Genomic DNA, 13,549 nt, shown 5'->3' on the forward strand with positions numbered 1-13,549 from the left:
GCGCCGCGCCTCGATCCGAGCGTCGCGGCACCGGCACCGGCACCGGCACCGAGCGACGTCGGGGGCCGGCCGGGCGGCGTAGGCCGTCAGGGAAGGCGCAGCAGCTTGTCGCCGAAGGAAGGTGCGGAAAGGTCGGTCCCGAGAGCCGCCGGTACCTTCACCGCGCCGGGTCCGGTGCCCACGGTCAGCACTCCGATCTCCGTGCCCGCTCGCGCCTCGCGCGGGAGGCCCTTCTCACCGACCTCCAGGGTCAGTTCGAGCCTCTGTCCCGGCACGGCGACGACGGCCGCGTCCTGGGCGGCCACCACCGGGGTACGGGTCCCGAACCCGTCGTCGACGTAGCCGAGGACCTGGCCCTTCTTGACCGCTCGGGCCTCGGTCAGCGCCGCCCGGACGGCTTCGATGACCTTCCTGCTGTTGTCCTTGACCAGGAGCAGGCTGTTGGAGCCGTTCGGGTCGGCTCCCGTGACGTGCTGGTCGAGCATCGTGCCGAGGATCAACGGGGTCTTGTCACCCACCGACTTGTAGGCCGCCCACATCAGCGCGCCGCCGGCCGGTGAACTGGATCCGGTCTTGATGCCCTTGATGCTGAGGGGCGACAAGAGCAGATTGTCGTTGTTGTTGACGATCGCCTTCGGGAGGCCCGGGATCGTGGCACTGGGCAACTGGACGATCGCCCGGAAGGCGTCGAACCGCATGACCGCCTCGGCCAGCTTCAGCTGATCGACGGCCGTGCTCACCGTCTTCGCGTCGAGGCCGCTCGGGTCGGTGTACGTGGTCGAGGTCATACCGAGCGCCTTGGCCTCGGCGTTCATCTTCTCCACGAAGGCCGCCTCGGAATCACTGCCCGTATCCCAACGAGCCAGCAAGCGGGCGATGTTGTTGCCCGAGGGGATCATCAGCATCTTCAGCATGTCCTGCTGCGTGAACCGCGTTCCGGTCGTCAGCCCCTCGACGCGCGACTCGTTCTCCGAGGTGCCGTCCGCGACGGCCTTGTCGTCCACGGTGATCGACGGGCCCGCCTCGTCCTTCTTCAGCGGGTGGCCCTTGAGGACCACGTACGCCGTCATCACCTTGGCCACGCTCGCCGTGGGCACGGGCTGCTGCGCCCCGAACGTCCCGACGTCGCCCGCGCCTTCCACCCGTACCGCGGCCTGCCCCTTCTCCGGCCAGGGCGCGTCGAACCGGCCGTCGAGGGTGACAGAGGCCGGGGCGTCCCCGTCGGCGAGGACGAGCGCGGGCAGCGGCCGCAGGGCCTGCACGAGGGCGAGTACGCCGACCAGCAGGAGGAACAGCGGCACCCAGATCTTGAACCGGCGGCCCCCGCTCCGGGCCGCCGTCTCGGGCGGCGGAGGGGAGTTCGTGAGCCGGGCGAGCAGGTCGAGCGGGGGCAGCGGCTGCTCTGCGGTCCCCTCGGGAGCGGGCGCCGACACGGGGACAGGGGGCGAGACGCGAGCGGCCTCCTGCGGGACGACGTCAAGGGGCTCGAGCGGGATGAACGCACTCGTCACCTCCCCGTCCGGCTCCGGCCCGGACGACGCAGCGGGCTCGGCTCGCGTCCGCGCCCGCGGCCGCACCGCCGGTACCGGCTCGGCCTCGGCCTCCGTCGCGGACTCCGGCCGGGACTCGGGTTCGGGCTCCGGCCGGGACTCGAATGCGGGCTCCGGCTCGGACCCGAACTCCGGCTCCAACTCCGACTCGAGCTCGGAATCCGTCACGGGTTCCGTCACGGTTTCCGTCACGGGCTCCGCGGGTGCCGGCGACACCGGCACTTCGGCGGTCCCGGAGGTCCCGGGGGTCCCGGAGGTCCCGGCGACGTGTGCCGTCCCGGCCGCGCCCTCGTCCCCGTGCTCCGCCGCCGCCGCGTGGAGGCCTTCGCGCTTCACCGGTACCGCCGTCATGCCGTACACCGCCTTGCTCATGCTGTTCTCGACCACTCGGACGCCAGTTTCCGCATCCCATATGCGCGGATCATGCGCACAAGATGACCAATTCGTCACAGCCGGGCGGTCTCACACTGTCATCAAATGATCATCTGGCCATCACGGCTCCATCACGAGAGCTCCGAAGAATCACTTCTCCCCCATGCGAGGCGCCTTCAGGAAGTCGGACACCGTTCATGAACCACAGGAACCCCGACCCCTCCGCACCCGACAGGCGACGCCTGCTGGCCGGCGGCGGAGCCCTGCTCCTCGCCCTGACCGCCGGCCCCCTGCTGGCCACCAGGTCCGGCGCACCCGCCCCGCGGGACGACGGCGACCCGTCCGGGGTCCCCCGCGCCCCGGCCTCCCTCTCCCCGGCCTCCGGCTGGATGCCCGGGGTGGTCAGGCGGCCGCTGGAGCGCAACTTCGTCGTCGGGGAGCGCGACGCCCAGCGCGGGCTCGTCCTCCATGTCCAGGAAGGCGAGGGCTCGTTGTACGAGCGCTTCAACAGCCCCGGGATCAAGGCTTCCTCCCACTTCTGGGTGTCGCAGAGCGGAGAGACCGAGCAGTACGTCTCCGTCCTCGACCGGGCCTGGGCGCAAGTGGACGGCAACGGCTCGTGGGCCTCGGTCGAAACCTCCGGCTTCGCCACCCGGGCGCTCACCGAAGCGCAGGTCGACGCCGTCTCCCGCATCTACGCGTGGGGCTGCGGCACACACGGCTGGCCGCCCTCGATCAGCGACTCCCCCGGCCAACCGGGCCTGGGCACCCACGCCATGGGCGGCGCCCCGTGGGGCGCCCACGCATGCCCCGGCACCCTCCGGGCCGGCCAGCGCAGCGACATCCTCCGCCGGGTGAGGGAAGGGCTTCCCCTCGCCGGATAGCACCGGCCGGCGTTCCGGGGACGGGCGCGCTCAGGTCTGCGGGTGCAGGGCCAGGAGCGCGGAGCGGTGGAAGACCCAGCCCAGGAGGCGGCCCTGCTCCTCGTCGAGGACCGGGAGCCCGTCGCCCTCGCTCGCCGCGAGCAGGGGCATGGCCTCTTCGAGGGACTGGCCCGCGCGCGCAGGGCGGGCGGGCGCGGGCCGCCCCGGCGAAGACCGCTCCCGTCCCGATGACGGAGAGGTCGCGGCCGAGCCGGCCACGCCGGGCGCGACGAGGTCCAGGGTCTGGCCGAAGGAGCTGCCGAGCATCGCGCCGACGAAGAGGCAGGGGGCGAAGACGCCGCCCGATCCGCCGAGGTTCGCCCGTTCGGCGGAGCGCCGGGCTCCGGGCTCCGGCGTCGGGCGCCGCCGGCCGCGCTCACTGGGCGGCGAGGCGGCCGCTGAGCCATTCCAGCGACGGCGGGATCTCCCGCTTCCACGTGTTGAAGCTGTGGCCGCCGTGGTCGAGGGTGATGGACCAGACGTGGGCGGGGGCCTTCACCTTCTCGATGAACTTCTGCGTCGCCTGGTAGTTGTCCTCGCCCTGGATCGAGGTGGTGACGAGGAAGGAGGTGTCGCCCTGCGGGAGGTGGTCCAGGCTCCACAAGAGGTCGGCGCGCTTCTGTTCGTCGGTGTTCCCGTGGAAGAGGTCGCCGGCGCCGTAGCTCTCGGGCTGGTAGTCCGCGGACAGCCCGACGCCGGCCGCGTAGGTCTCGGGGTGCTCCAGTGCGATCTTCAAGGCGCAGTAGCCGCCGGTGGAGTCGCCCATCATGCCGAGGTACCGGGGCGAGGCGCCGATGCGGTAGGCGCCCGTGAGGGCCTTGGGGAGGTCCGTCCCGAAGAAGGTCTCGGTCTGCGGTCCGCCCGGGATGTCGACGCACTGGGTGTTGCGCGGCGGGGAGACCGTGGGCCGCATCAGCACCAGGATCATCGGATTCGCCTTCTTCTCCCGGGCCAGCGTCCACGCGGTCCTCGGGTAGGGCAGCGGCTTCAGGAGGTTCTCCGCCGTGCCCGGGTAGCCGGTGAGGACGACGGCCGCGGGGAAGACCCGGTGCTCGTTGCCCTTCTGGAAGTACTCCGGCGGCAGGTACACGTAGGCCGGGGTCGCGATCTTGGACCGCTCGCCCTGGATCATGACCTTCTCGATCTCCCCGACCACCCTTTTCGTACCGCCGCCGGGCACGTCCGGCTTCTGCCGGCCGGTCACCTTCAGGGACGAGGTTCCGGCGCCGTCCTGCCCGCTGACGGTGGCGGCCTTCTCCTGTCCGGCCAGCTCCGTCCAGGAGCCGTAGATCAGGAAGCTGCGGTTCGCCGCGAGGCCGACGGCGCAGAGCACCAGCACCTGCACGGCGAGGACCAGACCGACCCGGCCGAGGGCCCGGCGCCACCCCGCCTCCGCGAAGCGCGGCCACCACCGCACGGCGGCGGCGAACATCAGTGCCGTGGCGAACAGGACGGCCACGAAGAGCGTGTTGCTGGTCAGACTCACGAAACGGGGGACCTTCTGGGACGGTTCCGCTGGGAACGGGCTTCGGCCGTGCACCGCGTCGAGGCGCACACAGCACTAGACAGCCGCGGGAGCCGATCCGTTGCCTCGTCAGGGAGCCTTGTTGATCACGGCCTCGTGGTGCGGCCGCGCCACCGGGTGCGCACGAGGACGCCTCCGAGGAGCAGGGCGCCCGCTCCGGTACCGGCCAGGCCGGCGCTCAGCCCCTCGGGGAGGTACGAGCAGGACAGCCGGTCGGCGCCGCCGCTGCCCAGCGGGACGCCCAGCAGGCCCTGGTAGGAGACCGGGGCGCGGGCCGGGCCGCCGTCGACCGAGCAGGTCCAGCCGGGGGACGCGGTGGTGGCGACCACCGCCGTGCCGGTGGAGCCCTTGGGGAGCCGGGCCTCGAGGGTGTGGCCGCCCGCCGTGATCCCGGTGGCTCCGGTGGCCTTCAGCCTGTTCACGGCCGCGTCGAAGGCGGCCTGGTCCAGGCACGCGAGCGCGTCGGGCGGGAGGATCTGGCCGTCCTGCGGCGCGTGGACGGAGAAGGTGAACCGGCCGTCGGGCCCGGCGGTACCCAGCTCTTTGAGCGGTGCGCTGACCGCGGGCGGCTTGCCGTAGAAGCTTTCGCGGCGTCCGGTGCCCTCGGCCTGTGCGGTCGCGTTCAGGTCGGGCGCGTACAGGAAGGCCCGCTCGCCGGGGGCGCAGCGTGCCGTGAACGCGGTCCCGTGTTCGGCGCCGTCGCCCGCGGCCCGGGGCAGGGCGAAGCCCCGCGCGGAGGCGGGCGCGGGCGGCCCGCCGGCGGGGGAGAGCGCGGGCACGGTGTAGATCCGGGCACCGAGCGCGGCCTGGCGGCGGGCCCAGACGGAGCCCTCGGGGGCGCCGTAGGCCTGGTCGGTGCCGGGCGCGTGGACGGTGACCAGCGGCGGGGCGGACGCGGAGCGGGCGGTCACCGCGTCCTCGCCGGCCGGCTCCAGGACGGTACCGACGCCGAGCAGGGCGCGCAGGACGGGGTCGGCGGCGGGCCACAGGTGGCGGCCGCCCATGGCCTGGCCGAGGCCCAGGCCGCGCAGCCCGCGTGCCGTCTCCACGCTCACGTAGCTGCTGTAGTAGGCGCCGCCCTGGCCGCCGACGAGCATCGCGTCGTTGTCGGTGACGAACACGTCGGGTCCGGCGTCGGCGCGGGTGGCGGGCCAGTTCTCGCGCTCGCTCAGGGCCCGGTGCGCGTCGGTGCCCAGCGTGGTCATGGTCTGGGGGCGGGCCGGGCCGCGTCGGCGGGGGTCGTCGACGACCGCGTTGCCGTAGACGGCGTAGGCGGTGCTCGTGAAGACCGAGACGGCCAGCAGCACCATGACGCCGATGCGGGCGGGCCGGCGCAGTCCGCGCGCGTAGAAGAGCAGCAGGACGAGGGTGGCGGCGCCGGCGGCCACGACTCCGTTGAGGGCGTACCGGTTGACGGGCGGCAGGTCGTAGGTGGCCGCGACGAGCAGGACCAGCAGGGACGCGCCGCCGAGCAGGGCCCGGGGCCGGGGCATGTGGGCGAGGCAGATCCAGGCGGCCATCGCCAGCATGCCGCTGAGGACGAAGGACTCCCGGAAGGGGGCGCCGTGCGGGAGGGCCCCGCCCTGCCAGAGCTTGGCGGTGGGGGTGACGACGAAGGAGACCGCGGTGAGCAGCAGGAGCCCGCACCAGGCGGCGCGTTCGCGGACGCGGACCTTCGACTGGAAGGGCAGCGTCAGCACGAGGAGCAGGACGAGGACCCCGGCGTAGATGTTGGGTGCGGGAGGGCGGGGATGGGTGCCCGGTATGAGCATCGACAGGTAGGCCAGCGGGTCCGTGCTCACGCTGACGACGTAGAGCTCGGTCGGCTGGGCCCGCTGGTTGGCCAGCGCGCACACCAGGACGGCGGGAGCCGCGAGGAGCAGTCCGGTGGCGGTCATCGTGCCGGCCCGCCACAGGGCGCGGCCGCGGGTGCGCCAGTCGGTGTCGGCGAGCAGGAGCCGTACGAGGAGGACCAGCGCGGTGGCGAGGGTGGCCATGGCGGCGGTGTAGAAGTTGGCGAACCAGCACAGGGCGACCAGGAGGCTGCCGAGGACCCATCGGCGGCCTGTCAGGCACCAGTCGGCGGCCAGACCGAGCATCGGTATCGCGACCAGGCCCCAGGTCCACATGGGGACCACGGTGCCTTCGGCGACTCCCCAGCCGCAGACGGCGTACCCGACGGAGAGCAGGGCGCGCAGCCAGGGCGAGCCGGGGCGCAGACGGCCGAGGTAGACGGTCATCAGTGCGGCGGCGAGGCCGATGCTGAACAGGCTGACGAGGTAGACGGAGAACTCGGCGTGGTGGCGGGGCAGGGCGCCGGTCAGCCAGGAGAACGGGTTGGTGAGATAGGTGAAGAAGTCGCCGAGGAAACCCACTCCGTAGCCGCTCTGCCAGTTGAAGAGCAGGTCGCCCTGGGCCTTTCCGTGCTGAAGGTCCCACAGGTGGGTGTGGAACGGTACGTATTGGTGGCGCAGGTCATTGTCGGCGCGCGGGATCGGCCCGAAGGGATACGTACCGCGGACGGCGAGACCGGTGGCGTACGCGGCCATCGACAGGAATGCGGCCACGAGAGCGGAAAGGAATTGAATATTCCGCTTCACCCCGACGACCTGGCCTTCAGCCTCTCTGCGGCGCCCTGCGGAGAGGAGGCTTTCGGCAGGCGGAAGCGAGGTGGCGGTCATCTTTGGCAAACCCCTGTGCGCGACTTATCGGCCACGGAAAGGCCGCCTATTGAGCGCACCCTATGTACCGCGCCGAAAGAATTATGCACCGCCCCCGGGGAATATGATCGCCATCACGGACACATAGAGACCAAATCAAGACATAAAGTGAACAATCACCCGTCGATCACGCGGTCGGCACAGGGTCTTCCGCCGGTCCGCACACCGGCCCGCCCGCGTCCCGTGAACCCCCGGATCCCGTAGGCTCGGCGGATGGCTAAGTACTTCGACGTACACCCCGAGAACCCCCAGCCCCGCACCATCGGCAGCATCGCCGACAGCATCCGCTCCGGCGGGCTCGTCGCGTACCCGACGGACTCCTGCTACGCGCTGGGCTGCAAGATGGGCAACCGTGAGGGCGTCGACCGCATCCGGACGATCCGGCGGCTCGACGACCGCCACCACTTCACCCTGGTGTGCGAGAACTTCGCGCAGCTCGGCCAGTTCGTGATCATCGACAACGACGTCTTCCGCGCGATCAAGGCCTCCACCCCCGGCAGCTACACCTTCATCCTCCCGGCGACGAAGGAAGTCCCGCGCCAGCTGCAGCACCCGAAGAAGAAGACGGTCGGGGTCCGCATCCCCGACCACGTCGTGGCGCAGGCCCTGCTCGCCGAACTCGGCGAACCGCTGCTGTCCAGCACGCTGCTCCTGCCGGACGAGACCGAGCCGATGACCCAAGGCTGGGAGATCAAGGACCGGCTCGACCACGTCGTGGACATGGTGGTGGACTCGGGCGAGTGCGGGACGATGCCGACCACCGTCATCGACTTCTCCAGCGGTGAGGCCGAGATCGTCCGCCGCGGCGCCGGGGACACCACCCGCTTCGAATAGGCGAGGCGGGGCCGCCGACGGGCCGGGCCGCCGGGAGGCCCCCACGGGGCCGCCGGGGGCCGCGGGCGGTCAGGAGGCCGCGGCGTCCGACGGCCCGTACAGGACGGGCTTGAGGCCGTAGTCGAGCTCGGCCCCGTCCACGAGGAGCGCTTCGACCGTCCGGGTGGCCGGATCGATGTCGGCCACCATCCCGTCCCCCGAGTAGCGGGGGTAGCCCGAGGCGCCGTTCGCGCCGGTCGGGGCCACGACGGCGGATCGGACGGCGTGCTCCTTGGACCCCTCGGCCACGTGCTCGGGCACCAGCAGGATCTCGAAGTTCTGCGATTCGCTGCTCATTCCACGACGCTAACCGGCCCCTCGGCATCACGCCGTCCGGCGTCGCCGTCGATGAGCCCCTGGAGACCGGGCGCGTACAGCCGCGCCAGCCGCTCCGGAGTCGTACGGGCCCCCGCGCCGTCGGGTCGGTGCAGACTCAGCGTCGCCCCCAGACCCAGCAGCTGGCCCGCGATCAGCTCGGCGCGCAGCTCCCGGTCCCGCCCCGTGAGGGAGGCGGCGAGCCGGGCGGTGACCTGTTCGCGGAAGCGTGCGCGCAGCAGGGTGCGCTCGTCGTCGATGCCGAGCGAGAAGACGACCCGCAGGAGCGGGTCGCCGCGGAGTTCGTCGCGCAGCCGGAGCATGGTCAGCACGAGGTGCCGGCCCAGCTCGGCCGGTTCCGCCGCGAACAGGGCCTCGGCCGCCGGCTCGAAGTCCGCGACCGTGTTGAACAGTCTCTCCTTGCTGCCGAACCGCTTCACGATGAGCGACGGGCTGACCCCCGCGTCGGCGGCGATCCCGCGCAGGGTGACCTCGGCGTACGGCCGCAGCGTGAAGGCGCGGCGGGCTGCGCGGACGATGGCGTCGCGACCGGTACCGACCGCGGTCCCGGTGTCCGCGCCGGTACCGGTGTCGGTGTCCGCGTCGGTACCGGTGTCGGTGTCCGCGTCGGTACCGGTGTCGGTACCGGTGTCCGCGTCGGTACCGGGGTCCGTGTCGGTGTCCGTGTCGGTCATGTGCTCTCCCCGGCGGCGGGCGCGGACTTCGTCCCCACGACCGTACCGGCCGGCGCCGGGCCGTCGGCCGGGACGGGCCCGGCCGACGAGTGCGGCCCGGTGGCGGACGGCGCCGGCCCGGCGGCCCGCGCGGATCGCCGCGACGGCAGGCAGAGGGCCGTCGCCAGCGCCGAGAGGGAGGCGCCGGCCGCGATGAGGAAGACCAGCAGGTACGCGTGCAGCGTGGGGGCGACGCGTCCGCCCGCCAGGAACGTGACGTGGGCGAGCACGGCCGCGACGACGGCGCTGCAACAGGCTTGTCCCACCGAGCGCATGAGCGTGTTCAGGCCGTTCGCCGCGCCCGTCTCGCTCACCGGCACGGCCCGCATGACGAGCGCCGGCAGCGCCGAGTAGGCGAGGGCGGTCCCACAGGCGACCACCGTGGCACCGGACACGATCAGCCAGAGGGCATGACTGGTGAAGAAGCGCAGGGCGTAGCCGCACGTCATGACGGCCGCGCCGAGCGCGAGGGCGGCCCTGGGACCGTACGTCGCGGAGAGCCGCGCCGACACCGGGGACAGCACGACCATGGCCAGCCCGCCGGGCAGCAGGCACAGGCCGCTCACCACGATGGAGGCGCCGCGCCCGTACCCCGTACTCGTCGGCTCCTGCACCATCTGCGCGGTGACCAGGGAATTCGCGTAGAAGGCGAAGCCGATGAGCAGCGCGGCGAGATGGGTGAGCAGGACGGCGGGACGGGCCGAGACCCGCAGGTCGACCATCGGTGAACCGGTCCGCAGCTCGTAGCGGCCCCAGAGCGCGCCGACGACCAGGGCGCTCGCGAGGAGGGCGAGCGTCCGTGGGGAGGTCCAGCCCCAGTCCGCGCCCTGGGTGATGGCGAGGAGCAGCGCCACGAGGGTCACCGCGAGGCCGAGGGTGCCGGGTACGTCGAAGCGGCCCGCGGTGCGCAGCGGCGACTCGGGGACGATCCACAGGACGAGGAGGCAGTCGAGCAGCCCGAGGCCGGCGGAGGCCCAGAACATCGCGTGCCAGTTGAAGTTCTCGACCACCAGGGCGGCCACCGGCAGCCCGATCGCGGCGCCGATCCCGAGGGTGGAGCTCATCAGGGCGACGGAGGGCAGGACGCGTTCGGGCGGGAGTTCGTCGCGGATGATGCTGATGCCGAGCGGAATGACGGCGAGCGCGGTCCCCTGGAGGCCGCGACCGCCGATCAGCCAGCCGATGTCCGAGGTGACCGCGCACATCACGGATCCCGCGGTGAGCACCCCGAGCGAGGCGAGGAGCACACGGCGCTTGCCGTACATGTCACCGGCCCGGCCGAGCACCGGGGTGAAGACCGCGCCGGTGAGCAGGGTGATGGTGACGAGCCAGCCGGCGGCGGCCGGGCTGCTTCCCGTCAGTCCCGGTACGTGCGGCAGCAGGGGGACGACCAGGGTCTGCATGACGGCGACCACGGCGCCGCAGAACGCGAGGACGGGAACGATCAGCCGGGGGTGGGCGCTGGCGGGGGGTATCTCGGCGGGCATGCTGCTCCCAACGCTGGCCCGAAAGGGGGTGCACACCCGTTCACCCCCAGGGTAAACGGGTGTGCACCCCCCTGTCCGCCGGTCCACGGCGTTAGTTTTCAGCTGTTCTGCGTCATCCGAGAACCGGTGGAAGCCGTCGCCGCGTCGTGAGGGCGCGTACGCGGCGCCGGGGAAGGTACCGATCACGTTCTCGTTCCCGATCGCGCGCGCCTCGCGCCCCACTCCTCTCGCGCTCGCGGCCACCGCCGCCACGGGCGCGCTCTCCCTCGCCGGCCCGGCCGGCGGGAGGCTCCTTCCGCCGATGCCCGTCACGCGCTCCGGCAGCGTGCTGGCGGGTGCGGGCGCCCGGGCAGCCGGATAGGTTCCCGCCATGACTGGCGACTGGCGGACGGATCGGATCGGGAGCGCTCTGCGAGGCGAAAATCCCGCGGTGCTGCGGCGCTTGGACGCGGGGTTCGCGGTGATCGGCGATGTGCAGTTCCTGCCGGGTTACTCGGTGCTCCTGGTGGACGACCCCCGTGTGGAGAGGCTGTCGGACCTGCCCAAGGACAAGCGGTTGGCCTTCCTGTCCGACATGGACCTGCTCGGAGAAGCGGTCGAGCGAGCCGTCCGTCGGACGGACGCGGCATTCCGGCGGGTGAATCTGGAGATCCTGGGCAACGCCGACGGGTTCCTGCACGCCCACGTGTGGCCACGGTTCGCGTGGGAGCCGGCTGACGTGGTCCGCATGCCGGTGTGGTTCCACCCCCGCCGCAACTGGTTCGACGAGGAGTACGCACTCGGTCCGCGGCACGACCCGCTGCGCAAGGCGATCGGGGACGAGCTGGACCGTCTGCGCTCGGCGAGCTGAGGCGGGCGGACCACGGCGCGGCCCTCTTCCGTACGCGGGGGAGGAGGCCGCCCGCGCCCTCCGGCGCGACGTCGCGTCCACGTCCTCGGACACGGCCCGTGCGATCGACTGAACGGCTGAACGGCTCGCGACGAGAGGCGCCTCAGGCGCGGCGCGCCCCTTCGTCCTGTCCGGGCTCGTCGCGCGGTGCCGAGGGATGGCGCAGCAGGCCGCGGGCCCAGCGTTCGTTGAGGCCGGCCAGGAAGCCGAGGGCGCCCCAGAAGAACCAGGTCTTGATCACGGCCTCGTGTCCGGCGACGGAGAGCGGGCCGGGGCCGCACAGTGCGGCCGGGGAGGCCGGCGGGGTGATGACCGTGAGGACGCCTCCGCCGACGAGCAGGAACAGGGCGGTGGCCAGGAACCATCCCACCACCACGCGGTACCAGCCCTCTTGCCGCAGGCTCTGCGACAACTGGACGGGATCGGCGGCCGGGTGGCCGCGCCGGGCCCGGGTGCGGATCAGCCTCGCCGGGTCGCGCAGCCGCATGATCACGCTGAACACCGCGCCCATCGCGCCGCCCGCGAAGCACACCGTCGCGTGGACGAGGGCCTGCTGCTCCAGGCAGCCGAAGTCGACGCCGAACAGTCCGGGCACCCACGCCCCCAGCGCGAGGGTCACCAGCAGCACCACCGGGCTGACCACGATCCCGCAGGTCAGCCCGACGTTCAGGCCGCGCGCGGCGGCGGTGGCCGTATCGTCCTCGAGCCGGGACTCGGCGAGGGCGACCGCCGTGTCCAGCCGGGCCACGTCCGCGCCCCGGGCCACGGCGCGCAGGGCGCGCAGCAGGTCCTCGGCGACCGCGGCGCGCGTACGGCGTTCGAAGGCGCGCTGCGAAGCCGCGTAGAGCCGGTCGAGGCGGAGCATCAGCTCCGGTTCCGCGCACCACAGCTCACGCAGCCGTTCCAGGTCGGTGCCGGGCCCGTCTTCCAGTGCCCGTATCTCCCCGTCGGCCGCGCCCAGGAACCACTCGATCATTCCCCGCCGCATCCCAGCCCCCTCTTCGCACAGAAGTTGTACCACCCCGGGGTCCGGCCCCCAGGGCCGGCGTCCGGCTCCACCACCGCGCCGGGGCCGCCGCCCGGGGTCCCCGTAGGCTCTGGGCTCTGGAGATCGGCGGGCTACGGGAGGACGGCACATGGCGGGCACCGGGACGGGGACGACAGCGCGGCGGCGCCGGGTGGTGCTGGCCACCGACCAGGTCGGCCGGTCCATGGACGCGGACCTGCCGGCGCTGGTCGCGGCGCTTCAGGAGCGCGGTACGGACGCGGTGGCGGTCGACTGGGACGACCCGGAGCACCCGTGGTCGGCCGCGGACGCCGTGGTCGTCCGGTCGACGTGGGGCTATACGCGCCGGCTGGCGGAGTTCCTCGCCTGGGCCGACCGGGTCGCCGCGGTGACGGCGCTGCACAATCCGGCCGGGGTGGTGCGCTGGAACAGCGACAAGAGGTACCTCGAGGAGCTCGTGGCGCGCGATGTGCCCACGGTGCCGACGCGGTTCATCGCGCCCGGCGACCCGGTCTCGCTCCCTTCGAGCGGTGGCTTCGTCGTCAAACCCTCGGTGTCGGCAGGGGCCCGGGACAGCGCCCGGTACACCCAGGAGCAGCGGCCCGCGGCCGAAGCCCACGTACGGAGCCTGCAGGCCGGCGGGCAGAGCGCGATGGTCCAGCCCTACATGGAGCGCATCGTCGAGGGTGAGCGTGCGCTGGTCTTCGTGGGCGGGGAGTTCAGCCATGGCGTGCGCAAGGGGCCCGTGCTCACCGACACCGGCCGGGTCGACAACGGCCGCACACCCCACCCGGACCTGGTGGAGCACGTGCCTGACACGGCCGAGCTCGCCGTGGCCCGGGCCGCTCTGTCCGCGGCGTACGGGGCTTCGGGCTCCGCGGGCGCTCCCCTGTTGTACGCGCGGGTGGACCTGGCACTGGACAGGGGCGGTTCGCCGGTCGTGATGGAGCTGGAGCTCATCGAGCCCAACCTCTTCCTCACCCGGACCGAAGGCGGCCTGCGCCGCTTCGCCGACGCCGTCGGCCGCCTCTGAGGGCGCGGCCGCGAACGGGTACGCCGGCGCGGCCGCGCCGTGGACCGGCGCGGCCGCCCTCGTACGCGGTCATGGCCGCCCCCGTACGCCGTTACGGCCGCCCTCGTGGACCGGCGCGCCCC

The 13,549-nt window shown here is 72.8% G+C and carries 12 protein-coding genes; 4 read left to right on the top strand and 8 right to left on the bottom strand.

Features of this window, described 5'->3' with window-relative positions; genetic code table 11:
* Positions 1-86: 86 nt before the first annotated feature.
* Positions 87-1,922 carry a serine hydrolase gene (locus ABZY44_RS20335; RefSeq protein WP_356655685.1) on the bottom strand — a complete coding sequence of 612 codons (1,836 nt, stop codon included), beginning with the start codon at positions 1,920-1,922 and terminating at the stop codon, positions 87-89.
* A gap of 197 nt (positions 1,923-2,119) precedes the next feature.
* Between ABZY44_RS20335 and ABZY44_RS20340 the strand changes: the two genes are divergently transcribed.
* Complete coding sequence (locus ABZY44_RS20340) at positions 2,120-2,806, top strand: N-acetylmuramoyl-L-alanine amidase (protein ID WP_356655687.1); 687 nt, start codon at positions 2,120-2,122, stop codon at positions 2,804-2,806.
* A 30-nt stretch (positions 2,807-2,836) separates the two neighbouring features.
* Here the strand turns inward: ABZY44_RS20340 and ABZY44_RS20345 are convergent, their stop codons facing one another.
* The 3 genes from ABZY44_RS20345 to ABZY44_RS20355 form a co-directional block, all read right to left on the bottom strand.
* Complete coding sequence (locus ABZY44_RS20345) at positions 2,837-3,112, bottom strand: CBS domain-containing protein (RefSeq protein ID WP_356655689.1); 276 nt, start codon at positions 3,110-3,112, stop codon at positions 2,837-2,839.
* Between the two features lie 109 nt (positions 3,113-3,221).
* Positions 3,222-4,277 (bottom strand): alpha/beta hydrolase-fold protein, encoded by a 1,056-nt coding sequence (locus ABZY44_RS20350; RefSeq protein WP_356655760.1) that lies wholly within the window; start codon positions 4,275-4,277, stop codon positions 3,222-3,224.
* A 179-nt stretch (positions 4,278-4,456) separates the two neighbouring features.
* Positions 4,457-6,937 carry a YfhO family protein gene (locus tag ABZY44_RS20355; protein ID WP_356655691.1) on the bottom strand — a complete coding sequence of 827 codons (2,481 nt, stop codon included), beginning with the start codon at positions 6,935-6,937 and terminating at the stop codon, positions 4,457-4,459.
* A 366-nt stretch (positions 6,938-7,303) separates the two neighbouring features.
* On the opposite strand from ABZY44_RS20355, the gene ABZY44_RS20360 reads away from it, so the two are divergent.
* Complete coding sequence (locus ABZY44_RS20360) at positions 7,304-7,924, top strand: L-threonylcarbamoyladenylate synthase (RefSeq protein ID WP_356655693.1); 621 nt, start codon at positions 7,304-7,306, stop codon at positions 7,922-7,924.
* Positions 7,925-7,993: 69 nt separating this feature from the next.
* Here ABZY44_RS20360 and ABZY44_RS20365 read toward each other — a convergent pair whose 3' ends face one another.
* The 3 genes from ABZY44_RS20365 to ABZY44_RS20375 are packed head-to-tail and all read right to left on the bottom strand — an operon-like array spanning position 7,994 to position 10,499.
* Positions 7,994-8,260: a hypothetical protein gene (locus ABZY44_RS20365; RefSeq protein WP_356655695.1), complete on the bottom strand. Its 267-nt coding sequence runs from the start codon at positions 8,258-8,260 to the stop codon at positions 7,994-7,996.
* Positions 8,257-8,973: a TetR family transcriptional regulator gene (locus tag ABZY44_RS20370; RefSeq protein WP_356655697.1), complete on the bottom strand. Its 717-nt coding sequence runs from the start codon at positions 8,971-8,973 to the stop codon at positions 8,257-8,259. The genes ABZY44_RS20365 and ABZY44_RS20370 overlap by 4 nt, the downstream gene beginning before the upstream one ends.
* Positions 8,970-10,499, bottom strand: a complete 1,530-nt coding sequence (locus ABZY44_RS20375) for an MFS transporter (RefSeq protein ID WP_356655699.1) — start codon at positions 10,497-10,499, stop codon at positions 8,970-8,972. The genes ABZY44_RS20370 and ABZY44_RS20375 overlap by 4 nt, the downstream gene beginning before the upstream one ends.
* 370 nt (positions 10,500-10,869) lie before the next feature.
* Between ABZY44_RS20375 and ABZY44_RS20380 the strand changes: the two genes are divergently transcribed.
* Positions 10,870-11,349 (top strand): diadenosine tetraphosphate hydrolase, encoded by a 480-nt coding sequence (locus ABZY44_RS20380; protein ID WP_356655701.1) that lies wholly within the window; start codon positions 10,870-10,872, stop codon positions 11,347-11,349.
* A gap of 142 nt (positions 11,350-11,491) precedes the next feature.
* Here ABZY44_RS20380 and ABZY44_RS20385 read toward each other — a convergent pair whose 3' ends face one another.
* A complete protein-coding gene (locus ABZY44_RS20385) occupies positions 11,492-12,364 on the bottom strand; it encodes a hypothetical protein (RefSeq protein WP_356655703.1) in 873 nt (290 codons plus the stop codon).
* Positions 12,365-12,524: 160 nt separating this feature from the next.
* Between ABZY44_RS20385 and ABZY44_RS20390 the strand changes: the two genes are divergently transcribed.
* Positions 12,525-13,427 (top strand): hypothetical protein, encoded by a 903-nt coding sequence (locus ABZY44_RS20390; RefSeq protein WP_356655705.1) that lies wholly within the window; start codon positions 12,525-12,527, stop codon positions 13,425-13,427.
* The last annotated feature ends 122 nt before the right edge of the window (positions 13,428-13,549 follow it).

The sequence above is a fragment of the Streptomyces sp. NPDC006544 genome (assembly GCF_040611715.1).
In the GTDB taxonomy this organism is placed as follows: domain Bacteria; phylum Actinomycetota; class Actinomycetes; order Streptomycetales; family Streptomycetaceae; genus Streptomyces.

Bases quoted from the DNA above. Each gene is read 5' to 3' on its own strand.
- ABZY44_RS20335 (WP_356655685.1), bottom strand. From the start codon at position 1,922: ATGAGCAAGGCGGTGTACGGCATGACGGCGGTACCGGTGAAGCGCGAA.
- ABZY44_RS20340 (WP_356655687.1), top strand. From the start codon at position 2,120: ATGAACCACAGGAACCCCGACCCCTCCGCACCCGACAGGCGACGCCTG.
- ABZY44_RS20345 (WP_356655689.1), bottom strand. From the start codon at position 3,112: ATGCTCGGCAGCTCCTTCGGCCAGACCCTGGACCTCGTCGCGCCCGGC.
- ABZY44_RS20350 (WP_356655760.1), bottom strand. From the start codon at position 4,277: ATGTTCGCCGCCGCCGTGCGGTGGTGGCCGCGCTTCGCGGAGGCGGGG.
- ABZY44_RS20360 (WP_356655693.1), top strand. From the start codon at position 7,304: ATGGCTAAGTACTTCGACGTACACCCCGAGAACCCCCAGCCCCGCACC.
- ABZY44_RS20365 (WP_356655695.1), bottom strand. From the start codon at position 8,260: ATGAGCAGCGAATCGCAGAACTTCGAGATCCTGCTGGTGCCCGAGCAC.
- ABZY44_RS20370 (WP_356655697.1), bottom strand. From the start codon at position 8,973: ATGACCGACACGGACACCGACACGGACCCCGGTACCGACGCGGACACC.
- ABZY44_RS20375 (WP_356655699.1), bottom strand. From the start codon at position 10,499: ATGCCCGCCGAGATACCCCCCGCCAGCGCCCACCCCCGGCTGATCGTT.
- ABZY44_RS20380 (WP_356655701.1), top strand. From the start codon at position 10,870: ATGACTGGCGACTGGCGGACGGATCGGATCGGGAGCGCTCTGCGAGGC.
- ABZY44_RS20385 (WP_356655703.1), bottom strand. From the start codon at position 12,364: ATGATCGAGTGGTTCCTGGGCGCGGCCGACGGGGAGATACGGGCACTG.
- ABZY44_RS20390 (WP_356655705.1), top strand. From the start codon at position 12,525: ATGGCGGGCACCGGGACGGGGACGACAGCGCGGCGGCGCCGGGTGGTG.